Annotated in this window: 17 protein-coding genes; 9 read left to right on the top strand and 8 right to left on the bottom strand. The window is 66.1% G+C overall.

What is annotated here, in order from left to right:
* Positions 1 to 40: 40 nt before the first annotated feature.
* Positions 41 to 1,057: a recombination-associated protein RdgC gene (locus tag L1Z78_RS00190; RefSeq protein WP_234639580.1), complete on the bottom strand. Its 1,017-nt coding sequence runs from the start codon at positions 1,055 to 1,057 to the stop codon at positions 41 to 43.
* Between the two features lie 287 nt (positions 1,058 to 1,344).
* On the opposite strand from L1Z78_RS00190, the gene L1Z78_RS00185 reads away from it, so the two are divergent.
* Entirely contained in the window at positions 1,345 to 1,890 is a 546-nt protein-coding gene (locus L1Z78_RS00185; protein WP_234639579.1) for a Spy/CpxP family protein refolding chaperone, read from the top strand.
* Between the two features lie 237 nt (positions 1,891 to 2,127).
* Positions 2,128 to 2,697: an acyloxyacyl hydrolase gene (locus L1Z78_RS00180; protein WP_418921660.1), complete on the top strand. Its 570-nt coding sequence runs from the start codon at positions 2,128 to 2,130 to the stop codon at positions 2,695 to 2,697.
* A gap of 1,668 nt (positions 2,698 to 4,365) precedes the next feature.
* Here the strand turns inward: L1Z78_RS00180 and dinG are convergent.
* The gene (gene dinG, locus L1Z78_RS00175; RefSeq protein ID WP_234639577.1) at positions 4,366 to 6,540 is read right to left on the bottom strand and encodes an ATP-dependent DNA helicase DinG; all 2,175 of its coding nucleotides are present in this window, start codon (positions 6,538 to 6,540) and stop codon (positions 4,366 to 4,368) included.
* 777 nt (positions 6,541 to 7,317) lie between these two features.
* Here dinG and L1Z78_RS00170 point away from each other — a divergent pair.
* The 5 genes from L1Z78_RS00170 (at position 7,318) to L1Z78_RS00150 (ending at position 15,288) form a co-directional block, all read left to right on the top strand.
* Complete coding sequence (locus L1Z78_RS00170; RefSeq protein ID WP_234639576.1) at positions 7,318 to 8,466, top strand: efflux RND transporter periplasmic adaptor subunit; 1,149 nt, start codon at positions 7,318 to 7,320, stop codon at positions 8,464 to 8,466.
* Positions 8,467 to 8,489: 23 nt separating this feature from the next.
* Positions 8,490 to 11,594 (top strand): efflux RND transporter permease subunit, encoded by a 3,105-nt coding sequence (locus L1Z78_RS00165; protein WP_234639575.1) that lies wholly within the window; start codon positions 8,490 to 8,492, stop codon positions 11,592 to 11,594.
* A gap of 178 nt (positions 11,595 to 11,772) precedes the next feature.
* Positions 11,773 to 12,984 (top strand): TolC family protein, encoded by a 1,212-nt coding sequence (locus tag L1Z78_RS00160; protein ID WP_234639574.1) that lies wholly within the window; start codon positions 11,773 to 11,775, stop codon positions 12,982 to 12,984.
* Between the two features lie 199 nt (positions 12,985 to 13,183).
* Positions 13,184 to 13,888 carry a response regulator transcription factor gene (locus L1Z78_RS00155; protein WP_234639573.1) on the top strand — a complete coding sequence of 235 codons (705 nt, stop codon included), beginning with the start codon at positions 13,184 to 13,186 and terminating at the stop codon, positions 13,886 to 13,888.
* Positions 13,888 to 15,288 (top strand): sensor histidine kinase, encoded by a 1,401-nt coding sequence (locus L1Z78_RS00150; protein WP_234639572.1) that lies wholly within the window; start codon positions 13,888 to 13,890, stop codon positions 15,286 to 15,288. The genes L1Z78_RS00155 and L1Z78_RS00150 overlap by 1 nt, the downstream gene beginning before the upstream one ends.
* A 14-nt stretch (positions 15,289 to 15,302) precedes the next feature.
* On the opposite strand, the gene L1Z78_RS00145 is transcribed toward L1Z78_RS00150, so the two are convergent.
* From L1Z78_RS00145 to L1Z78_RS00135, 3 genes are all read right to left on the bottom strand, one after another.
* Positions 15,303 to 15,701, bottom strand: a complete 399-nt coding sequence (locus tag L1Z78_RS00145; RefSeq protein WP_234639571.1) for a YkgJ family cysteine cluster protein — start codon at positions 15,699 to 15,701, stop codon at positions 15,303 to 15,305.
* A gap of 136 nt (positions 15,702 to 15,837) precedes the next feature.
* A complete protein-coding gene (locus L1Z78_RS00140; protein ID WP_418921659.1) occupies positions 15,838 to 16,314 on the bottom strand; it encodes a MaoC family dehydratase in 477 nt (158 codons plus the stop codon).
* A gap of 10 nt (positions 16,315 to 16,324) precedes the next feature.
* Positions 16,325 to 17,299, bottom strand: a complete 975-nt coding sequence (locus L1Z78_RS00135; protein ID WP_234639570.1) for a tripartite tricarboxylate transporter substrate binding protein — start codon at positions 17,297 to 17,299, stop codon at positions 16,325 to 16,327.
* A 137-nt stretch (positions 17,300 to 17,436) separates the two neighbouring features.
* On the opposite strand from L1Z78_RS00135, the gene L1Z78_RS00130 reads away from it, so the two are divergent.
* A complete protein-coding gene (locus L1Z78_RS00130) occupies positions 17,437 to 18,357 on the top strand; it encodes a LysR family transcriptional regulator (protein WP_234639569.1) in 921 nt (306 codons plus the stop codon).
* 93 nt (positions 18,358 to 18,450) lie between these two features.
* Positions 18,451 to 19,614, top strand: coding sequence for a CaiB/BaiF CoA transferase family protein (locus L1Z78_RS00125; protein WP_267966996.1), 1,164 nt, complete (start codon positions 18,451 to 18,453; stop codon positions 19,612 to 19,614).
* 119 nt (positions 19,615 to 19,733) lie between these two features.
* Here the strand turns inward: L1Z78_RS00125 and L1Z78_RS00120 are convergent, their stop codons facing one another.
* Genes L1Z78_RS00120 through L1Z78_RS00110 form a run of 3 tightly spaced genes read right to left on the bottom strand, consistent with a single transcriptional unit; the run spans position 19,734 to position 23,006 of the window.
* The gene (locus tag L1Z78_RS00120) at positions 19,734 to 20,711 is read right to left on the bottom strand and encodes a biotin-dependent carboxyltransferase family protein (RefSeq protein ID WP_234639568.1); all 978 of its coding nucleotides are present in this window, start codon (positions 20,709 to 20,711) and stop codon (positions 19,734 to 19,736) included.
* Positions 20,701 to 21,612, bottom strand: a complete 912-nt coding sequence (locus tag L1Z78_RS00115) for a 5-oxoprolinase subunit B family protein (protein ID WP_043820657.1) — start codon at positions 21,610 to 21,612, stop codon at positions 20,701 to 20,703. The genes L1Z78_RS00120 and L1Z78_RS00115 overlap by 11 nt, the downstream gene beginning before the upstream one ends.
* Entirely contained in the window at positions 21,609 to 23,006 is a 1,398-nt protein-coding gene (locus L1Z78_RS00110; RefSeq protein ID WP_234639567.1) for an acetyl-CoA carboxylase biotin carboxylase subunit, read from the bottom strand. The genes L1Z78_RS00115 and L1Z78_RS00110 overlap by 4 nt, the downstream gene beginning before the upstream one ends.
* Positions 23,007 to 23,011: the final 5 nt, after the last annotated feature.

Below are 23,011 nucleotides of genomic sequence, written 5' to 3'. Positions count from 1 at the left end.
CCCGTGCGATGTTTCACATGAAACATCGCCGGCACCGGCATCAGAACGGTGCTTCTTCCGGGGCCGTGTCCGCCGGGGCCATGGCCGGCCCCGTCAGCGTGCCCCGGCCTGCCGGTTTCGCCGCCACGGCGGTTGTCTCCAGCGACGCAGGCAGCCCCTGGCCCAGGCCGGTGCGCCCTTCCCCGCCCAGCGCCTCGATCAGGTCGGGGATCAGCCTGGACAGCTCGCCCGTGGCGATGGCCACGTCGGCATCGAAGCCGCCATCGTCCTGCGACTGGCCTTCCATCACGGCATCGAGCAGCGCGATCTTGCGTATCTGAAGGCCCTCGGTCAGCACGAAGCTCACGCGGTCATCCCAGGTCATGGCCAGGCGCGTGGGCAGCTTGCCGTGCTCGATGTGCTGGCGTACCTCATCGATGTCCAGCGGATGGCGCGCATAGCGCACCACGGCCTTGGATTCGTCGGCCGCCTTCAGCTCGCACTCGCGGTCGATGGAAAAGCCCGCGGGCGGCTCCTGGGTCATCAGCCAGTGCGCCATCGCGGCCTGGGCGCTGGTCTGGGTATCGACCAGGGCCAGCGCCAGGCCAGTGAGGCCCTCGACCAGCATGCTCACCACCTCGTCGGCGCGCGCCTGGCTGCCCGTGTCCAGCACCAGGGTACGGGCCTGGGGATCGAGCCAGACCCACATCGAGCCCTGCTTGGTGAAGGCCATGGGCAGCAGGTCCAGCTTGGCCTCGTCCTTGAGCTCCTTCTTCTCCTTCTTGCCGGGCTTGCGGCCCTCGGTGGCCTCGATGTGCGCAGCCTTCTCGTTGACGCGGCGGTTGAGCACGCTGGCCGGCAGCATCTTGGCCTCGGTCATGAAGCGCATCACCCACTGGCCCGCGACGGACTCGGCCAGCGGGCCGTGGGCCTCGCCACGCGGCGGCACCCAGCCGGCACTGCGCTCCTGCGTGGCGCCGCATTCGGCGAACGGGCTCTTGGCCAGGGCCTCCTCGAGCTGCTGCAAATCGCCTTGCCAGCTCTCGGCAATGCGATAGACGATCATGTTCTTGAACATCGAAAACCTTTTCTCGCACGGAATGCGGCAGCGTGGCCGCGAAGCCTCCATGCATCAGGGAAAACAGGAAATAGAAGATGGCGCCCCGGCATGCGGCGCCCTGCCCGGCCATTGTGCATGTCCTGCAGTCGGCCGGTGTCGCACAAGCTTGTCAATTCTTTACAAGCCGTGCGCAAAACCTCACTGCCCCGATACATCGGACGACCACACTTGCCTCATCCGCTGCACAGGGTTTGCCAAGAGCCTTGCAGGCGGCTTCCGTCACCCTCTCCAGAAAGGATCTTGGAATGACCACCACTTTCCGCCGCACCCTCGCCAGCGCAGCAGCCGCAACCGCCCTGCTGGCATCGTTCGCCCAGCCTTCGTTCGCGCAGACCGCCGCGCCGGCAGCCCCCGCCGCGGCCTCGGCACCCCAACCCGGCCATGCCGGGCACAAGCGCGGAGATTTCCGTGAACGCATGCAGCAGCGCATCGCCAAGCTCAAGGCCGACCTCAAGCTCACGCCCGCCCAGGAAGGCGCGTGGAACACCTATGCGGCCAGCTTCAAGCCCGGCGAGCGTCCCCAGCGCATGGAGCGCGAGGACTTCGCCAAGCTGACCACGCCCCAGCGCATCGACAAGATGCGCGAGATGCGTGCCCAGCGCGCGGCCGAAGCCGACCGCCGCGGCGAGGCCACCAAGGCCTTCTATGCCCAGCTGGATGCCAACCAGCAAAAGACCTTCGATGCGGCCACGCTGCACAAAGGCATGCACGGTCACCATGGCATGGACCACGGCCCGCGCCATGACCACAAGCCTGGCCAGGCACGCCCTGCCCCAGCGCCCGCCCAGTAAGCACCGGCCCTGGCCTGCCCGCAGCCTGCGGGCAGCCGGATTGCTTGCCCCAGCCCTTGCAGGGCCGCCTTGTCAGGCGGCCGACAGTGCAAGGGCTTTTTTGCTGACGTACCGATCTTCACCAGACTGCCTAGAGTGAAACAGGCAGCGGCGATGCTGCCGATTCTGGAGAAGACCATGGCTTTCAAAAACACTCCAACAACGCCATCCACGACACAAAGGCGCTCACCGGCCCGCATGGGCCCATCCACCCGGCTGCGCGCCCTGGCCTTGCTGGCCTGGACCTGTGCCGTTCTGCCCCTGGCACAGGCCCAATCCGCCAGCCCGGAGCAATCGCCCGCCATGTACCTCCAGTACGGCGCCGCCGAGCACAGCGCCGACAGCTGGACCGTGGGCGTCACCCTGCCCTGGCGCGACTGGCGCCGTTTCCTGTGGGGCGGCCAACTGACCGGCTACTGGGACGTCTGGGGTGCACGCTGGTCCGCGCCACTGCAGGGCGACGACCGCAGCACCTGGGTGATCGGCCTGAACCCCACCCTGCGATGGCGCGGCGGCAACGGCCATTCGCCATGGTTTGCGGAAACCGGCGTGGGCGTGAGCTGGGCGCTGAACCGGCGCTATGCCACGGACCACAAGACGTTCCCCACCCGCTACAACTTCGCCACCCACATCGGCATGGGATACCTGTTCGGCAGCCAGCGCCAGCATGAACTCATGCTGCGGCTGGAACACCACTCCAATGCCGGTATCAAGAAGCCCAACCCCGGCGAGAACTTCCTGCAACTGCGCTACGCCCGTCACTTCTGATCCCCAGCCTCCACAGCCTGGCCAGGACCACCCATGCGGTGGTCTTTTTTTGCGCCTGCGCGCCCTGTGGAAAAACCTGGGTATAAAAAACGAGGAAATCAGATCTTTTCCACAGGTATCTGGATCTCATGGAAGTTGTTCCCAAAACGGGTACACCTGCGCAGCAGCATCGGACACAGGTTTTGACACATCGTAAGTTGTTGATTTTACTTGATCAAATACAGTTATCAACAATTAAGCGGATCACTTACTACTATTACTAACTAAAAAATAAGAGAGATAGGAATAACAGCCGAGGTCAGTTTTTCACAGCGTTGGCAGCCAACAGGACAAAAAAAACCGTGACGACTTCAAGGAAAGATGGTCTCGCAGCAGGTCACAACAGCAAAGAGCCATGTGTCCATCCATACCCAACGTGCTTTCATCTGTGACTTGATTCAGAAAAAGTACTTCTAAATCAATAGGTTATGAATCAATCTCTGGAAAACCACCATGCGTGTAAAACTGTGGATAGCTGTAGATCAACTTTGTGGTTATCCACAGAATCGTCGAAACCAGGAAAACTATCCCCGTTGGAACGACAGCGGGAGCAGGGCCTTGACCACAAGTTTTTCAAGATCATATCTCTTTGATTTATATTGAAAATATTGACTTATCCACAGAGATATTAGGACTCTACTACTACGACTATTTTTTATAAGAGCTCCAAAGAACAACCGAAGCCGAAGTCCCGCGGGAAGCCTGGTCAGGGTCTGTTCATCAGAAAACCGAAGACGCTCAGCCGGCTGGAACCCGGGGACTGGCCCGGAAGACATGTCTCCAGCGAAATTGGCGCGTCTCGTTCGAGAAATCTCCACGGCGCGACCTCCTGGATAAGGTCATTCATGGGGACAAGACCCATGGCCAGCACCGGTGGAGCGTCTTTTGTCCACAGGATGTTCTGCACACCGGTGGACAGCTGCGGGTGTCCTCATGGTGTTCGCCTGCCGGAGGACCAGGTGCTGGAGAAGGCCTTTGTCCATTCAAAAAAATTCAACCCCTGCGCCAGCTCACCTGGCCACGCCGGAATCGGAATCAGGAGCAGGAAACCCAGTACCGCCAAGGGCAATCACGGAAAGTGATGGCTGCCGATGATGGTGTTCCAGCCTTGGTGGGAACCATGGTTTGCCAGAGCCGTCATGGACGCCGCGCCGCATGGCCCGGCATTGCACGGATTCCTTCCCCGACCTGGAGCCGTGAGGGGGATCCCCCGTGGGGGCTGTGGCAGCGGCACTGCTGTGGATAGAGGGACGGGATCGCCTGCCGGCAAACACCCATGGAGGGGCGGACGCCTTCAGCGGGCCTCAGATGGCCTGGGAAGGGGAGGGCGTCAGGGGTGGGATGGGGACAAGAGCCTGTCCTGGGGCTTTCTGGTGGCCTTGGGATGGCCTGGCCATGCAGACGCTTGACGTCAGGGCCGTAAACCCCCGGGGCTGCCGGCTGCATCCAGGCACGGCCGCCTTCAGATGACAGGAATGCTCTTCACAGCCTGTGCATGACTGGGTTGTGCACAGGTTGCGTGGTTGGAGTTTTTGAAAATTCCTGAAGGATCAATGACTTGTCCGGCTGGGACAATGCGGGTGGGCAGCTTCGATCCGGCTTGTCCTTGCATTGTCCACAGGCTGCGGCTCAGCGTGCCGGACGCCGCTGCAGGGCAAAGGGGGGCAGGCCCTTGAGCAGTTGCTGGCCATAGCTGGTGTTCACCAGGCGGCGGTCATAGCAGTACACATGGGCCTGGTCCTCCTCCGTGCGTATGGCACGCCCCACCCATTGGGCCAGCCGTATCGCCGTGGCGGGCACGACCAGCTCGTTGAACGGGTTGCGGCCACTGCTGCGCAGCCATTCGGCGCGTGCCTCGCCCACGGGGTCGTCGGGCGGGGCGAAAGGCAGCTTGGTGATGAACAGCGATTCGCACAGCGCTCCGGGCAGGTCCAGGCCCTCACCGAAGGACTGCATGCCGAAGATGATCGAGGGTTCGCCCATCTCCACGGCGTCGCGGTGGCGTGCCAGCAGCAGGGCACGGGGCAGGGCGGTCTGCACCAGCACCTGGGATCGCATGGCCGTGGACAGCGCATCGACGGCCTGGCGCATCTGCTCGCGCGAGGTGAACAGCACCAGGGCCCCGGCCTGCACGCGGGACAGGTCGCCCAGCAGCGCCTCCACCATCTCCTGCGTGAAGCGCGCCGCCTCCTTGGGGTCGGCCTGGGTTTCACGCGCCACCAGGGTGCCCTGGCGGGCGTAGTCGAAAGGGCTGGGCACTTCCAGCGTGGTCACGGCCGCATCGTCGTGCAGGCCGGCCTCGCGCAGGAAGAAGTCGAATTGTCCACAGCTGGTCAGAGTGGCCGATGTCAGGACGGCCCCACGCACCTGGGACCACAGATGGTGGCGCAGCGTGGCCCCCGGCAGGATGGGGCTGGCATGCGCCTTGACCACGATGTATTCGCCATCCGTCTCCAACGTGAACCATTTCGCATTGGGGACGCGGCTACTGTCGTCATCTTCTGCGGGCTGCTGCATCAGCAGCTGTGCCGTGTCATAGACGCTCTCCAGCCTGGGAGCCAGTGCGCCAACCTGTGCGTAGGCTGTGGACAGCCTGCGAGCTTCCTCTGGATTTTCCTTGATCGCGGCGCGCAGTGCCTTGGAGATGGCGCGCAGGGCATCGAGATAGGCGTTGGCATGGTGGGCCATGCGGCCCAGCGGCTCCAGCAGCGCCTCGGGCAGTATGCCGCGCGGTGCACGCACGCGCGCCGGCCCCCAGCTGTCCTTCTGTCCCTTGAGGCTGTCGCCGTATTGCTCCATCACCAGGCGCGCCAGCTCCTGCATCTGCTGGCGCAGCTGGCTGGCGTGGGCGGGCAGATCGGCCAGTTCCTCCACTTCCACCAGGGTGTTCACCCGCAGCGCGCGACTGGTCAGCTTGTCGATCCAGCCCAGCCGGCTCAGGTCCACTTCTCCGGCGAACTGGCCCAGCGCCGTGGCCGGCAGGTGGTGGGCCTCGTCGAGCACCAGCAGGCAGTTGTCGAGTTCGGGCAGCAGCCGGGCTCCCAGGGATGACAGCAGCAGGTCGTGGTTGGCCACGATGACCTGGGCGGCGACCAGATCCTTGCGGCGCTCGTAGTAGACGCAGTGGCTGAAGGCGGGACAGTGCTTGCCGGTGCAGGACGAGGATTCGGCCGCCACCGGGCTCCAGGCCTCGGCCTCCGGCGGGGTTTCCAGCGAATCGCGGTCACCGTCCCAGGCCTGCGTGGCCAACGCATTGGCCATGCTTTTGTAGAACTGCATGCGCGCTTCCAGCTCCTGGGCAGGCCGTGCCGTGCGGTTTTGGGCCTGGGCCTTCTCCTCGGCGAACAGGTCATCCATGTCCTCGTCCTGGGCTTCGCCGGTGCTGGCCAGGCGCTCCAGCTTGAGCTTGCAGACAAAGCGTCCCCGGCCCTTGGCCAGCGCGAACTTGAACGGCTGCTCCAGCTGCTGGGCCAGGGCGGGAAGGTCCTTGTTCACCAGCTGCTCCTGCAAGGCCACCGTGGCCGTGGAGATCAGCACCCGCGTGCCGCGCGCCAGCGCCATCGCAATGGCTGGGACGCTGTAGGCCAGCGATTTGCCCACGCCGGTGCCGGCCTGGACCACGGCGATGGCCCGGACCGGATCCGGTGCGCCTTCATCGATTTTTCCGAGCTGGGCCTGGCTGAAGGTCTGTGCCACCTGGGCCGCCATTTTTCGCTGGCCCCCACGATTTCGGAACCCCGGGATGGCTCCGACCACATCATCGAAGGATTTCAGGGCCTGATCAGCCCATTTTTTTTCATGCATTTCGGCGTTTTTCGACCCATGGGACCATCAAGGTCCATGGATTTATAAAAATTCGTACAGTGATATGTATTAAATAAGATGCGAAATCTTATGAAATACAGCATACAAAGCGTCTGTCGCGTATGCCGTACAGCCTACAAGCAGGCTGTCATGTGTATCGCCGTGCCTGCCAATCGCATGTGCGAACGGGTGGGTATGTGTGTCGTGGTTGTCCTCTTTATCCACCAGCTGTTCGTGATTTGTTCCCATGCACGGGAATGCTGTACCCAGGGTGGCATCCACAGGCTTGTTCACAGATCGGCGAGGGGTCTGGAGCGTATTAGGCCTGTGGAAACCGTGTTGACATGCTTGTGGATGATGTGGGTGATTGTGATGGTTTGTCGTTGATTTTCAAGAGATTTTTCCAGAATTTTCGGTGTGCCGGATGTCGTGGCTGTGATGGAGGTTGTCACCACTGTGGATAACGGACTCTGTGCGTAGCCTGGATGGAGAAAGCCTGGCTTTGTCATCGGTTTGTCCACAGGCAGGGGCTACTGGCCGGAGCGGTCGGCCGGGCGCGATGCCGGGCTGGGGCCGGCATGGAGGCGTGGGAAATCGGTCGCAGGCCATGGCTGTGGCGGGCGCTGCCGGCCCGTCGCGGCGATACGTTCTTACCAAACGGTAATGAAGGCTTCACCCACGCCGGGCGGCGTGCTTTCTAGCATCCGCTTCATCTCAGGAGAGAAGGGCCGGCCTGCCGCAGTCCCTGCGCTCCAGGCATGGATTGAAGGGGGCAAGATGATCAAGACATTCACGGGCCTGCAGATGGCGGCCCGATTCCCGGTGGCGTCCCTGTGCGCTGCCGTTGCGGCGGCCTGCGTTCTGGCAGGCTGCGATGCGTCCAAGGCCTCGGACCAGGCCAAACCTGTTGCGCAGGCCGCACGTGCCGAAGGCGTGGTCCAGGTCAAGCCCGAGTCGCTGAAGATGCTCAATATCGCCGTGGTGGCCGATCCCCAGGGCACGCAGATGGCCTGGGCACCTGCGCGCGTGGCCTTCGCGGAGGACCGCGTGGCCACGGTGACGGTGCCCGTCGCGGCCCGCGTGCAATCCGTGCGCGCCCATGTGGGCGATCTGGTCAAGGCCGGCGATGAGCTGGCCATCCTGGTCAGCCCCGATGCGCTGCGCGTGCGCTATGAGGTCGAGGCGGCGCGAAGCGCCCATGACGTGGCCTCGGTGGAGGTGCGCCGCCAGCAGACCATGGTGGACAAGGGCGTGGGCGTGGAGGTGGATCTGCGTGCCGCCCAGGCCAAGCTGCGCGAGAGCGCGCAGGAACTGTCGCGTGCCCAGGGCACGGCGGCGCTGCTGGGGCAGGGCGGCGGTGACCGCATCGTGTTGCGTGCGCCGCGCGCCGGCGTGGTGGCCGAGCGCAAGGCCGTGGTCGGGGCCTCGGTGGAGGCCGGCGGCGAGCTGTTCCTCGTCGGGGATCCGGGTGCCATGAATGTCGTGGCCGAGGTGTTCGAAAGCGATCTGCCCGGCATCCGACTGGGCAGCAATGTGCAGGTCGACATTCCCCAGCTTCCCAAGCCGTTGAGCGGCAAGGTCCGCCACCTGGGCGCTACGCTGGACAAGGAGTCGCGCCGCGCGGCCGTGATCGTGCAGCTCGATGCCCAGGACCCCGTGCTGCGCTCGGGCATGCAGGCGCGCGTGGGCCTGCAGGTCTCCAACGAGCATGAGATGCTGATTCCCGTGACGGCCGTGCTCATCAAGGACGAGAGCCGCAGCATCGTCTTCGTGCAGACCGGCGAGCTGCAGTTCGAGGCACGCACCGTCAGCCTGGGCCGACCCGCCCGAGGCATGGTGCCCGTGGTCTCGGGCCTCAAGCCCGGCGAGAAGATCGTCGTGCGCGGCGGCCTGCTGCTGGACGGCGCGGCCAGCCAGCTTCTCTGATACGCGGCAGGAGTTCCCACCATATGCTGCGTTCCCTGATTTCCTTCGTGGTGCACCGGCGGCTCGTTGCCCTGTGCGCCACCCTGATCATCGCCATCTATGGCGTGTATTCGTACCTGCACACCGCCATCGAGGCCTACCCCGATGTGACCAATGTGCAGGTGGGCGTGATCGCCCAGGCGCCGGGCCTGGCCCCCGAGGAGGTCGAGCGCCAGATCACCCAGCCGCTGGAGCGCGAGCTCAACGGCACGCCGGGCCTGGTCTCGCTGCGCTCGGAGAGCTATTTCGGGCTGGCCATGATCAACCTGGTCTTCAACGACCAGGCCGACAGCTTCCATGCGCGCGCCGAAGTCTCGCAGCGCCTGCCCCAGGCCGACCTGCCCGATGGCGTCACGCCCGAGATGGCGCCCGACTACACGCCGCTGGGCAAGATCTTCTACTACCGCCTCAAGAGCGACCGCCACACGCTGGCGCAGCTGCGCACCGAGCAGGAGTGGCGCGTGGTGCGCGTGCTCAAGCAGGTGCAGGGCGTGGCCGACGTGGTCAGCATCGGCGGCTTCGTCAAGGAGTACCACGTCGAGGTCGATCCCGAGAAGCTCTATGCCCTGGGCCTGTCGCTGGAGGACGTGAGCGAGGCGCTGTCCAAGTCCAACCGCAACGTGGGCGGCGGCCTGATGCGCCGCGGCGAGCAGTCGCTGATCATCCGCGGCATCGGCCTGCTGCGCACGCCCCAGGAGATCCAGGCCGTGGTGGTGGCCATGCGCGGCAGTGCGCCCGTGACCATCGGCGACGTGGCGCGCGTGGTGCAGTCGCACACGCCGCGCCAGGGCTCGGTGGGCATGGACGAGGCCGACGACGTGGTCCAGGGCATCGTGCTGCTCAAGCGCGGCGAAAACCCCTCGGAAGTGCTGGACCAGATCCATGCCAAGGTGGCCGCGCTCAACGACGGCGGCCTGCCCGAGGGCATGCACATGGAGACCAACTACGACCGCTCGGACCTGGTCGGCCACACGCTGGGCACGGTGCAGCACAACCTGCTGTTCGGCGCCACGCTGATCGTGGGCGTGCTGTGGCTGTTCCTGCGCAGCCTGCGCGGCTCGCTGATCGTGGCCACGGTGATTCCGCTGTCGCTGCTGGTGGCCTTCATCGGACTGCACCTGCTGGGCATGCCGGCCAACCTGATCTCCATGGGCGCCATCGACTTCGGCATCATGGTGGACGGCGCCGTGGTGCTGGCCGAGAACATCATCCGCAACGCCCGCCTGCGCAAGCCGCAGACCCAGGCGGACATGCGCCACATCATCATCGACTCGGCCGTGGCCGTGGCCAAGCCCACGCTGTTCGCCATGGCCATCGTGATCGCGGCCCTGATCCCGGTGTTCTCGCTGCAGAGCATCGAGGGCCGCATCTTCCGGCCGCTGGCCATGACCTACAGCTTCGCGCTGCTGGGTGCCCTGGTCTTCGCCATGGGCCTGGTGCCGGCGCTGTGCGCGCTGCTGCTCAAGCCCCGGCACGTGATGGTGGAGGAGCCCAAGATCTTCGACCGTGCCCACCATGGCTACCAGCACTGGATAGAGCGCGTGCTGGGCGCGGGGCGTCGCCGTTTCACGGTGGTCGTAGTCTCGGTGGCGATCCTGGTGGGTGCGGGCGTGTCGGCCGTGTGGCTGGGCACGGAATTCCTGCCCGAGCTCGACGAGGGCGATGCCTATGTGCTGGTGCAGATGCCGGCCTCGATCTCGCTGGAAAAGGGCCAGGAAGTGCTGCGCGACGTGCGCCTGCGCCTGAAGGCCTTCCCCGAGGTCATCACCGTGACCACCGAGCAGGGCCGCCCCGAGTCGGGCACCGACAACGAGACACTGAACCTGGCCAAGGTGCTGGTGCGCCTGAAGGGCCATGGCGAGTGGCGCAAGGGCCTGACCAAGCCCCAGCTCATCGAGCAGATGCGCGCCACGCTCGGCGAGATTCCCGGCGTGGCCTTCAACTTCGCCCAGCCTATCCGCGACAGCGTCGAGGAGTCGACCTCGGGCGCGCGCGGGCAGGTGGTGCTCAAGGTCTTCGGTCCCGACATTCCGCAGCTGCGCTCCATCCTGCAGCAGACCGTGGACCTCGTGAAGGACATCGACGGCGTGGTGGACCTGGGCCTGTACCGCGACGCGCCCGCGCCGCAGGTGCACGTGGAGTTCGACCGCCAGGCCCTGGCGCGCCAGGGCATCGCCATGGAGACCGCGCAGAAGACGCTGGAGGCCGCGCTGGCCGGCAACATCTCGACCACGCTGTGGGAGGGCGAGTACCCGGTGCCCGTGCGTGTGCGCCTGCCCTACGTGGACCGCATGGACGAGGAGCGCATCCGCAACATCGCCATCCCCTTGCCCAATGGTGGATCCGTGCCCCTGCACTCGGTGGGCCAGGTCTCCATCAAGATCGGCAACTCCTCCATCTTCCGCGAAGGCAATGCGCGCTACATGGCGCTGAAGTTCAACGTGGAAGGCCGTGACATCGGCTCCGTGGTGAAGGACACGCTGGCCACGTTCAAGAAGAACGTGAAGATCCCCGAGGGCTACCAGGCGGTCTGGGGCGGCGAGTGGGAGAACCAGCAGCGCGCGGCCGCGCGCCTGAAGATCGTCGTGCCCCTGTCGCTGCTCATCGTCTATGCGCTGCTGTTCGGCGCGCTGGGGCAGGCGCGCAGCGCCGGCATCATCCTGCTGTGCGCTCCGTTCGCCATGGTCGGCGGCATCGCGGCCTTGCACATGGCGGGCATCGAGCTGTCCATCAGCGCGGCCATCGGCTTCATCGCGCTGCTGGGCCAGGTGGCGCTGGCCGGCCTGCTCGTGATCTCGGCCGTCGAGGAACTGCGCCGCCAGGGCATGCCCATGCTGCAGGCCCTGGTCGAAGGCACGGCCGAGCGCATGCGCTCCATCGTGCTCGTGGCCCTGCTGGCGCTGCTGGGCCTGCTGCCCATGGCACTGTCCACGGGCGTGGGCAGCGAGACGCAAAAGCCCTTTGCCTCGGTGATCGTGGGCGGCATGGTGGTGCTGCCGCTGGTGGCCCTGGTGCTGCTGCCCGTGCTCTACGCCATCCTGGGCCCCAAGAACATGTTGACGCAGGAAGAACTCGATGAAAAGGAATGACTACCCCCTGAGCGGCTGCGCCGCTTCCCCCAAGGGGGACGACGCCTTCGCCGCGAGGCGGCTCTTGCTCGGCGTCTCTGAGTTTGGCCGCGTCGGTTTTGTGCGCAATGCCCTGGTGGCTGCGGCCGTTCTGTGTTGCGCCACTGGTTCTGCAGTGGCGCAACAGGCAGTGCCCGCCATGACGGCGGTGACGGCCGCGCCCGCGCCGGCTTCCGAGGTGGCGCCTGCGGCGGCGCCGCAGCAGCCGGTGGGCATGCAGGAGTATCTGCAGATGGTGGTGCGCAACCAGCCGCAGCTGGCGGCGCAGCGGCTGCAGATCGGCGTTGCGCAGGCGGACAGCCGCACGGCGGCGGCGTTCCCCAATCCCACGGCGTCGTACGGCAGCAAGCCGGGCGAGAAGCAGTGGGGCATCGAGCAACCCCTGCCCATCTTCGGCCAGCGGCGCCTGCGCATGGAAAACGCGCGCAAGGGCGAGACGGCGGCGCGTGCCAATGTCGAGGTGGCCGTGGCCACGACCCTCAGCGATGCGGCCACCGCCTTCATCGACCTGCTGATGGCGCAGCAGCGCCTGAAGGTCTGGGAAGAGGCCCAGGAGTCGCTCAACGGAGCCGGAGGCATCGTGCGCGGGCAGATCGAGGCGGGCGCGCGCAGCCGCTATGACGGTGCGCGCCTGAACCTGCAGCAGGCCCAGATGGCCATGCAGGTCAGCCAGGCCCGATCGGACTTGCAGGATGCCGCATCGCACGCCGCCGCTCTGGCCGCGCTGCCTGACTGGGCGCCGCGCGCCACGGGCAGCCTGCAGGCGGTGCCCGTGGGGCAGTTGATGAACGAGCCGCAACTGTGGGAGGCGGCACGCCTGCGACTGCCGGCCCTGGTCGCAGCCCAGGCCGAACTGGACCAGGCGCGCCACAAGATCGAGCTGGAGCGCCGTGAGGCCCTGCCCACGCCCAGCGTGAGCGTGGCGCGCGTGCGCAACCGGCTGGACGGCAACTACAACCAGATCGGCGTGTCGGTGGAGCTGCCGCTGTTCGACCGCCGCGAAGGACCGATTGCACGCGCCCAGGTGGAGGCGGAACAGGCCGAACTGCGCTATGACGCCGCCCTGATCGAGGCGCGCACCGAGCTGCAGCGCGCCGTCAGGCAATTGAAGTTGCGCCGCGATGCCGTGCGCGCCTATGAAAAGCAGGGCCTGGCCCAGATCGAGCCGTTGAAACAGATGGCCCAGGATGCCTACAAGCTCGGCCAGGGCTCCATCCTGGAGCTGATCGACTCGCTGGGCTCGATCAACGAGCACCGCCTGGAGCACCTGGACCTGGTCAAGGAAATGCTGCGGGCCGAGTGGCAGGTGCGCGTGGCCAGTGGCGATCTGCCGATGTGGGCGGCCCCCTGAGCATTTCAGGTCGGCGGCACCCCCCGAAGGGGCTGCACAGTGCGGTAGATAGCTGAAAAAGGCGGTACACATGCCGGCATCCCCTTCCTCCCCTGCGGCGCCCGGCGTATCGACGCCCGGCGTATCGACGCCCGGCGCATCGGCGCCCGGTGCCCCGTATAGTGTCTGCCTCAGCTTTGAGACAGGCCCTGTCGCCCGCATGTACCGCTACCTCATCATCGAAGACGACGCGCTCAACGCGCGCTACATCGCCGAAGGCCTGCGCCAGCAGGGCGCCCAGGTGGTGGTATGCAGCGACGGCGTGCAGGGCATCGCCCTGGCCGTGGGTGAGAGCTGGGATGTCATCATCCTGGACCGCATGCTGGCCAACGGCTTCGACGGCCTGCAGATCCTGCAGGCCCTGCGCTCCATGGGCAAGCAGACGCCGGTGCTGGTGCTCAGCGCCCTGTCGGCCACCGACGAGCGCGTGCGCGGCCTGAAGGCCGGCTGCGACGACTACCTGACAAAGCCCTTCGCGTTTTCCGAGTTGTCGGCACGCCTGGAGGCCCTGGTGCGCCGAGCCCAGATCCCCGCGCCCGCGCGCGAGATGCGCCTGGCCGACCTGCGCCTGAACCTGCTCACGCGCAGCGCCGAGCGCGCGGGCCAGCCGCTGGCGCTGCAGCCGCGCGAGTTCCGCCTGCTGGCCTTTCTGATGCAGCACGCGCACCAGATCGTCACGCGCACCATGCTGCTCGAATCCGTCTGGGACTACCGGTTCGACCCGCAGACCAATGTCATTGACGTGCATATCAGCCGCCTGCGCGGCAAGGTGGACAAGGGTTTCGAGCCCGCGCTGATCCACACCGTGCGCGGCGTGGGCTACAGCCTCTCGGACCGGCCCCAGGACCTGCCCCAGGTGCCCTGATGTCGCTGTCCAAGCCCTGGAGCTCCACGGCCTTCCGGCTGGCGCTGACCTACGGGGTGCTGCTGGTGCTGACCATGTCCATCGTGCTGTCGGTGTTCTATGTGCAGACCGTGGGCGTGCTGCGCATGCGCATGGACCGCCAGGCCGAGAACCACCTGCGCCGCCTGGTCGAGCACCGCGACAAGTATGGCGAGCCCGCGCTGGAGGCCGAGATCCAGCAGACGCTGCTGGACGGCGTCAACACCGATACCGAAATCCTGATACTCATGGATGAGCAGGGTACGCCCATCATCGGCAACGCCGACCCCGTGCCCGCGCGTCGGCTCTCTGAAATGGGTGTACGCGACCTCAAGGTGCGGCGCAATGGTCGCATCGTCACGGGCCGCGTGGCCGTGGCCGCCCTGTCCGACGGCCGGCTGCTGGCCGTGGGCAGCGACATGCAGGTGCAGCGTGACGTGGAGGACCTGTTTGGCCGCGCCAGCCTGCTGGCGGGCCTGGTGGCCCTGGGCATGGCCGTGCTGGGCGCGGGGGCCTTTCGCCGCGTGGTGGAGGAACGCGCCGCCGACATCCGCAGCACCATGGCGCGCGTGGCCACGGGCGACCTGCGCCAGCGCATCCCGGTCACGGGCCGCGACGACGAATTCACCCTGCTCAACCGCGACATCAACACCATGCTGGACCGGCTGGAACTGTTGATGGACGGCATACGCCACGTCTCCAACACCATCGCCCACAATCTGCGCACACCGCTGACGCGCATCCTGCTGCGCCTGCGCAATGCCCGGCAGGCCACGCCCGAGGAAAAGAACGAGATCCTGGCCCTGGTGGCCCAGGAAGTGGCCGAACTGGGCGTGGTCTTCGACAAGCTGCTGCAGATCGCCGAAGTGGAAAGCGGCGCCAGCCGCAAGAACTTCGCGCCCGTGGACCTGCATGCGCTGCTGGTCGATGTGGTGGAGTTCTATGAACCGCTGGTCGAGGACGCCGGCGGCGTGCTGCGCCTCGATGTCCAGGGAACACCCATGGCGCTGGGCGATGGCGACCTGCTGGCCAGTGCCGTGGCCAACCTCGTGGACAACGCCATCAAGTACGGCTCGGCACCCGACAGCGCGCATGGTGCCGACATGCTGTTGCGCGCGGGCGTGGCGCATGAGCTGGGCGTCGATGGCGGCGCCTGGGGCGTGGAAATCATCGTCCAGGACCAGGGGCCGGGCGTGGACGCTGCCACGCGCGAGAAGATGGGCACGCGCTTTTACCGTGCCGAATCGGACCGCGAAGGCTATGGCCTGGGCCTGGCCAGCGTGCAGGCCATCGTGCAGCTGCATGGCGGACGGCTCAGTTTCGAGAACGTCAATCCTGGCCTGCAGGCCAGGATCTGGTTGCCCAGCCTGCCGGTGGCCTGAGGCCGGGCGAGGCCTCAACGCGCCTTGTGGCCGAAGGCGCAGAAACCCGGCTTGGGCCCCTTCTTCGGATGCAGGCGGCAGGTCTCGGGCCGCTGCTCGTAGACGGTGCAGCGCCGCGTTTTCGCATCGAGGAAGTTGCAGTCCCCGCTGGCACGCCGCGCCATCGTGAAGAGGTTGTGCTTGGGGTTGTAGTGGTCGATCAGGCGCATCTTCATCAGCCGTCTGGCGATGAGCCTGGGCTCCACGTTGTCCACCTCGAACGGGTCCACCAGCCCCAGCCGCACCAGGTCGGGCAGCTGCACCTCCAGCGGCATGGTGCAGCAGTTGGCCGCACAGCTGTCGCACAGGCCGGGCTTGTACTTGCTCCAGGTGTCGAGGCGGTCGACATCGACGATGCTGATGGGGGATTTCATGGGGTAGGGCAGGGCAACGAAAAAACGCCCGTGGCGGGCGTGGAACAGGCGGGTATTTTTCTCCAGAAACGGCCTGCCGTGGTGCGCACCCCTGTGTAGTTGCCCGGCGTGGCGGGTTTTGCCCCGGCGCGCGGGCTCAATGCCCTGGCACCCGCTTCCTCAGCAGGTACTTCTGGAACCCGTCCGACACCAGCTCGCCGCGCTGGTTCAGCACGCGCGTGGCCAGCGTCAGCACGCCGGTGGTGTGGCCGGCCTTCAGCTCCGACACCGTCAGCGTGCAGTACAGCGTGTCACCCACGTAGACGGGTGCCAGGAAGCGGCTGCCCTGTTCCAGGAAGGCCTTGAGGGATTCCTCCACCATGTGCGGGAACAGGCCCGCGCCGGCCGCCGTCTGGATGGCCACCTGGTAGCCATGGGCCAGCATGTGGGGCATGCCGTGCGCGCGGCAGTACTCCACGTCGTAGTGCACGGGGTGGTTGTCGCCGCTGGCCAGCTGGAAGGCCGCGAACAGCGCGTCGGTCATGGTGCGCGAGGGCAGGGGGAAGACCTCGCCCGGCGTGAAGTCCTCGAAGTAGCGCTGGGGGCACAGGGATGGGTGTCGTGGCAGTGGCATGGCGGTTTCCTCAGTTCGCGCCCATGTGGGCGGCCTTGGCGACCTTGCCCCATTTGTCCAGTTCCTGGTTCAGGAACGCGGCCAGCGCCTGTGGGCGCGGCTGCTTTTCCAGCACCAGGCCCATGTCGTAGGCCTTTCTTTGCAGCCCGGCATCGTCCACCGTGGACTGCAGGCCGGCCTGCAGCCGGTCGATCAGCTTTTGCGGCGTGCCGGCGGGCGCGAACACGGCGTTCCAGGTATAGGCCTCGTAGCCGGGCACCTGCTCGGCAATGGCCGGTGTGTCGGGCGTCTGCGGCAGGCGCTGGGCCATGGTCGTGGCCAGCAGGCGCACCGTGCCGGCCCGGACCTGGGCCAGCCCGGTGGGTGCGCTGTCCAGCATGAAGGCCAGGTGGCCGCCGATCAGGTCCTGGATGGCCGGAGCGCTGCCCCGGTAGGGCACATGCACGGCCTGGGTGGTCGCCATCAGGTTGAGCAGTTCCGCGCCCAGGTGCGGCGCGCTGCCCACGCCGGCCGAGGCATAGCTGACCTGGCCGGGCCGCGCGCGCAGATAGGCCAGGAACTCGGGCAGGTTCTGCACCGGCAGTCGCTTGTCCACGATCAGCACCAGCGGCGCCTTGGCGACCAGGCCCACGGGCGCGAAGTCCTCCACCGTGCGGTAGCCGAGCTTGTCGTGGATGTGCGGGTTGACGGCATGCGCCACCGTGGTCAGCAGCAGGGTGTAGCCATCGGGCGCGGCCCGGGCCACGGCCTCGGTGCCCACCAGGGTGCCCGCCCCCGTGCGGTTTTCGATCACCACGGGTGAGCCCAGTTTCCTGCTCCAGACCTCGGCCATGGCGCGGCCGAAGCTGTCGGTGGGGCCGCCTGCCGCATAGGGGATCACGAGCTTGATGGGGCGGGCGGGATAGTCCTGGGCGCCGACCGTGCCTGCGGCCAGCAGCCAGGCCGCGGCAATCAGGGTTTGGCGTCTTGCGGTCTTGAAGTGCATACTTTTCTCCGTTGCTTTTTCGGTTGTCTCTGGGTGACGACTATAGAAATGCATAAAAAAAGCAGCCAGTCGAATATTTGATAGGGCGATTAGATATCGTCTAAAACACAGGAGATACCCCTGGAGGTATGGCGTCCATGCGGTTTGAATTGACGGATTTAAGGGTTTTCCTGGCCATTGCCCGCGAAAAAAGCCTCAGCGCCGGTGCGGCCGAGGTGCATCTGACGGCACCATCGGCCAGCTATCGGCTCAAGAATCTGGAGCAGGCCATGGGGGCATCGCTTTTCGAGCGTACATCGAAAGGCATGGTACTCACGCCCGCTGGAATGACCGTGAAGAAATATGCGGATTCCATTTTCAGCAATGTGGAGCGATTGCAAGGAGAAATGCAGCGCCATGTCAATGGCATAGCGGGCCATATCCGTGTCTTCGCCAACAGCAGCACCTTGATGGGGATCACACCCGCGCTCAGCCGTTATCTGGCGCATTATCCCAATGTCAATGTGGACCTGGACGAGCACCTGAGCGAGGACACGGTGCGCGCCGTGCTCGAAGGCCGTGCCGACGTGGGCCTGGTCGCCGGCCCCATTGATCTGCATGGCCTGCACGCCATCACCTACGGGCATGACGAGCTGGTGCTGGTGGCGCCCGTGGGCCATCCCCTGGTGGCCCAGGGACAGGCATCGCTGGAGACGGCATTGACCCATGATCTGGTCTCCATTGGCCGCAAGACCAGCAATTTCCTGTATCTGCAAGGCATGGCGGACAAGCTGGGCATGCATCCCCGTGTACGTGTGCACGCACCCACATTCGAGGCCGTGTTGCGCTGCGTGCAGGAAGGCGTGGGCATTGCCCTGGTGCCGCGCTCCATCGCGGCGCCGGCGCTGGAGGCCGGTCGCCTGGCCGCCATACGCCTGGATGAATCCTGGGCGCAACGCGAGCAAAGGGTGGTCACGCGCGATCCCGACAGCCTGCCCGCCTATGCGCGCGATTTCGTGGCCTATGTGGCCACGCAACACCTGCCACAGGAAAACATGCTGGAAAAACCTGCGGCTTAGAGAAATTGGAATCCACCTTAGAAAATGCCGACTGGCTGTCTGCATGGCCGGCTTCTAGAATGCGGCCAATCGCTATTTGCCGGATTCAAGAAAATGCAGACACGTCCCCTGGATGGTGTGATGGTATTGGCCATGGAGCATGCCGTGGCAGGGCCTTTTGCCAGCCGGCAGCTGGCCGATCTGGGGGCCCGGGTCATCAAGCTGGAGCGATGGCCCGATGGAGATTTTGCGCGAGGATATGACGACAAGGTTCATGGTGAATCCTCTTTCTTCGTCTGGGCCAACAGGGGAAAGGAAAGTCTTGCGGCCGATATCAAGACCGAAGAAGGGCGGAATATCGTCGGGAAGATACTGGAAAAGGCCGATATCCTGATCCAGAACCTGGCGCCTGGCGCCACCCAGAGAATGGGCCTGGATTTCGACAGCCTGCATGAGAAATATCCGCGCCTCATCGTCTGCGACATTTCGGGCTATGGCGAGGGGGGGCCGCTGAGCGACAGGAAGGCCTATGACCTGCTGATCCAGGCGGCGGCCGGCCTGATCTCGGTCACCGGCACGCAGGACCAGCCCGCGCGCGTGGGCATCTCCATCGCCGACATCGCGGCCGGCATGTATGCCTACTCGGGCGTCCTGTCCGCGCTGCTGCAGCGCGCCCGCACCGGGCGGGGCCTGCGCGTGGAGGTGTCCATGCTCGAAGCGCTGGCCGAGTGGATGTCCTACCCGCTGAACTTTGCCCGTTACGGCGGCACGGCGCCGACGCGCAGCGGCCTGACCCATCCGTCCATCGCTCCCTACGGGCAGTACGTGGCGGGCGATGGCCAGAGCCTCATCTTCGGCCTGCAGAACGACCGGGAATGGGACAGCTTCTGCACCCATGTGCTGCGCCAGCCCGCGCTGGCGCAGGATGCGCGCCTGGCGACCAACCTGCAGCGCGTGGCGCATCGCGCCGAGCTGGATGCGGTGATTGCCGAAGTCTTCTCCACGCTGAGCCGCGAGCAGGCCATGCAGCGGCTGGATGCGGGCGGCATCGCCAACGCGCCGCTCAACGGCATGCACGAGGTCTGGGATCATCCGCAGCTGCGGGCCCGCGGACGCTGGCGCGAGGTGGCCACGCCCGGCGGCGGCATCCAGGCCCTGCTTCCCCCGGCCACGCTGTCGGATGCCGAAGCCGCCATGGGCGCCGTGCCCGCCCTGGGCGAGCATACGCAGGCGCTGTGGGAGGAGTTTGGCGGGCAGGCTCGAGGCCGGCAAGAGTGATGCCCGATGGGTCCAGGCGGGCGATGGTGGTTGAACTACGGAACCCATTCGAGCGTGGCGAACTCGACCGCTTCCTTGGTTGTCATCGGCTCTCTTGAGAGGGACGAAGAGGGTCGCGCTCAGACCGCGAGCGCTGCGCGCAAGCGCTCGATTCTTCGCCGCCGCTCGGCGCGCGCTTCGAGCGCCTGCGCCATATCGACTTCGACAAAGCGTGCCTTGTGGTTTGGCTGCATCTGGGCGATGAGATCCATGTCGGCGCTGATGACGGTGCCGACCATCGCGTAGCCGCCACCCGAGACCGCATCGCGGTGCAGGATGATTGGTTCGCGTCCGCCCGGCACCTGGATGGAACCGTATGGGTAGCCCGCATCGACGATGTTCGACGGGTCGTCGCCCGCGCCGAATGGCGGCGTGCGCTCGTGGAACTTCAGCGGCGTGCCGTTCTTGTAGCGGTAGCCGATGCGGTCGGCCTCGGAACCGACAGTCCAGGTGTCGGCAAAAAAGCTTTGCACCGACACCTCCTGCAGTCGGTGGAAGTAGATGCCCGGCAGCACACGCAGGACCACTTCCTTGTCGAGCACCGGCAGCAATGCGGCCTCCACCGTGCGACCCGCGCGGGCAGTGGCGGACGGTACACCCACGGGCAGTCTGTCGCCAGCCAGCAGCTTGCGTCCGTTGAAGCCGCCGAATGCGCCCAGGCCGTAGGTCGAGCGGCTGCCCAGTACCACCGGCACATCGATGCCGCCGGCCACGGCGATGCACATGCGCGCGCCGAGCTTCATGAAGTCGAAGCCGAGCCTGTCGCCGGCCTGCACCGCGAATGCGGTATTGCGTGGCACCTCATTGCCGTTGAGCTTGATCTTCGCGTCGGCGCCGGTCACGGCCACCAGCGCGGGCGCGTCGAACTGCAGCTCGGGCCCGAGCAGCGTGCTTTCGATGACGGCCGCACCTTCGTCGTTGCCGACCAGCAGGTTTGCGAGCACCAGGCTTTGCTGGTCGAGCGCACCCGACAGCGGAATGCCCAGGTGGTAGTAGCCGGGGCGGCCGGCGTCCTGCACGCTGGTCGCGAGGCCGGGCTTGAGCACTTCAATCGCCATGGAGCACTTTCAGGAGCTGTTGGTTGTAGCCGCCCGGGTCAGCCAGGAAATCGTTGAGCGAGAACGACACTGGCGCGATGCGAAGCGCGTAGGTGCCGGCCTCGACCTGCGCGATCTGGCGGTCGTACTCGGCGCGGTCAATGGGTTTGTACTTGACGATGTCGCCGGGCTGGAAGAACACCATCAGCTCCTTCAGGTAGGACAGCCGTTGCGCCGGGTCGAAGATGGGCGCGGGCGTGACACCGAACATCTGGTAGCCGCCCGCACCACGCACCGAGTAGATGCAGCTGAAGCAACCGCCGTGGCCCAGCGTGAGCCTGGGCGTGTCGGTGCGCGGGCTCAGGTACTTGGGCACCTGGATCTGGCGCTGGCGCTCGACCATCTGGAACAGAAAGGGCAGGCCGGCCACGAAGCCGACCATCGACACGAACCAGGGTGCCGACGAGTGCGCCTCGATGAAGGCCTCGACCGAGACGTGGCCGTTGATGCGCGCCGCGTACTCGATGTCGGTGCCCGACGGGTCCTGGTGCCGCTCGCGAAAGCGCATCAGCGTCTCGTGTGTCCACGGGTCGTTGTAGAGCACGGGAATCTCGACGATGCGCGTCTGCATCTGCAGGTCGGCATCGCCCAGGCCCGCTTCGATGTCTTTGAGCATGGCGAGCAGTGCGTCGGGCGCGATCGCATCGGGATCGAAGCGCACGAGGTAGGCGGCGTTGGCGGGACAGATTTCGGTCACGCCCGTGATCTCGCCCGCCTGTGCGCGGCGGCGCAGCTCATTGCAGATGGCCATGCCTTTGAAGAAGGCGGGCAGCGACATCTCTTCGCTGATCTCGACGAACAGGTGCTCGTCGCCGCCGAAGCTGTAGCGGGCCTGGGTGGGAAGGGTGCTGGCAGCGGTCATGCGGTCACCTTCGCAAGTGGATCGGGTGCGTCAGCCAGCGGATTCACCGCCAGCCAGGTTTCGAGAAAGCCCGTGTGGAATGCGGCCTGCGCCACGCCCGCGTCCTCGCACAGTGCGCGGTGCAGCGGGATCGTGGTGTGGATGCCTTCGACCTGCAGCTCGTCGAGCGCGCGCCGCATGCGGGCCAGCGCGCCGGCGCGATCGGTGTTGTGCACGATCAGCTTGCCCAGCAGCGAGTCGTAGTACGCCGGCACGGTGCAGCCGGGGAACAGCATGGTGTCGAAGCGCACGCCGGGGCCGCCCGGCACCACGAGCTGTGACACGAGGCCCGGGCTTGGCATGAAGTTCTTCGCGGCGTTCTCGGCGTTGATGCGCACCTCGATGGCCGCGCCGGTCAGCCGGATGTCTTCCTGCCGCAGGCGCAGCGGCTGGCCCAGCGCGATGCGCAGCATCTCCTTCACGAGGTCGATGCCGGTGATCATCTCGGTGATGGGGTGCTCGACCTGGATGCGCGTGTTCATCTCGATGAAGAAGAACTCGCGCGTGTCGTCGTCGTACAGGTATTCGAGCGTGCCCGCGCCGCGGTAGGCCACGGCATGGGCCAGCCGCAGCGCCGATTCGCACAGCGCGGCGCGCGTGGCCTCGCTGATGGCGGCCGAGGGCGCTTCTTCCCACACTTTCTGGCGGCGTCGCTGCAGCGAGCATTCGCGCTCGAAGCAGTGAACCACGCGCTGGCCGTCGCCCAGGATCTGCACCTCGATGTGGCGCGCCTGGCGGATGAAGCGTTCGAGGTACACCTCGCCGTTGCCGAAAGCGGCCTGCGCTTCCGCCGTGGCGGTGGCGAACTGCTGGCGTAGCTCGGCTTCGTCGTGCGCCACGCGAATGCCGCGCCCGCCCCCGCCGGCCGAGGCCTTGATCATGATGGGGTAGCCGATGTCCTTTGCCACCGCAACGGCGGTGTCGGCATCTGTCACTGCCCCCATGCTGCCGGGCACGGTGGGCACGCCGGCCTTCATGGCCGCGGCGCGCGCGGCGGCCTTGTCGCCCATGGTGCGGATCGCGTGCGGCGTCGGGCCGACGAACACCAGGCCCGCGGCCTCGATGCGCTCGGCGAACGCGGCGTTCTCCGACAGGAAACCGTAGCCCGGATGCACGGCGCCGGCGCCGCTGTCGGCTGCCGCTTCAAGAATGGCGTCCACGCTCAGATAGCTCCCGGTGGCATGCGCCGGGCCAATGCGCACGGCTTCGTCGGCCATGCGCACCGCGAGGCTTTGCGCGTCAGCGTCGCTGTAGACGGCGACGGTCTTGAGGCCCAGTTCCTTCGCGGCGCGGATGATGCGCACCGCGATCTCGCCACGGTTGGCGATGAGCAGTTTGTCGAATGCGGCGGTCATGGTCC

Origin of the sequence: Delftia tsuruhatensis (assembly GCF_903815225.1) — a bacterium.
GTDB lineage: Bacteria > Pseudomonadota > Gammaproteobacteria > Burkholderiales > Burkholderiaceae_C > Comamonas > Comamonas tsuruhatensis_A.
This window is presented reverse-complemented; position numbering and strand designations above follow the sequence as displayed.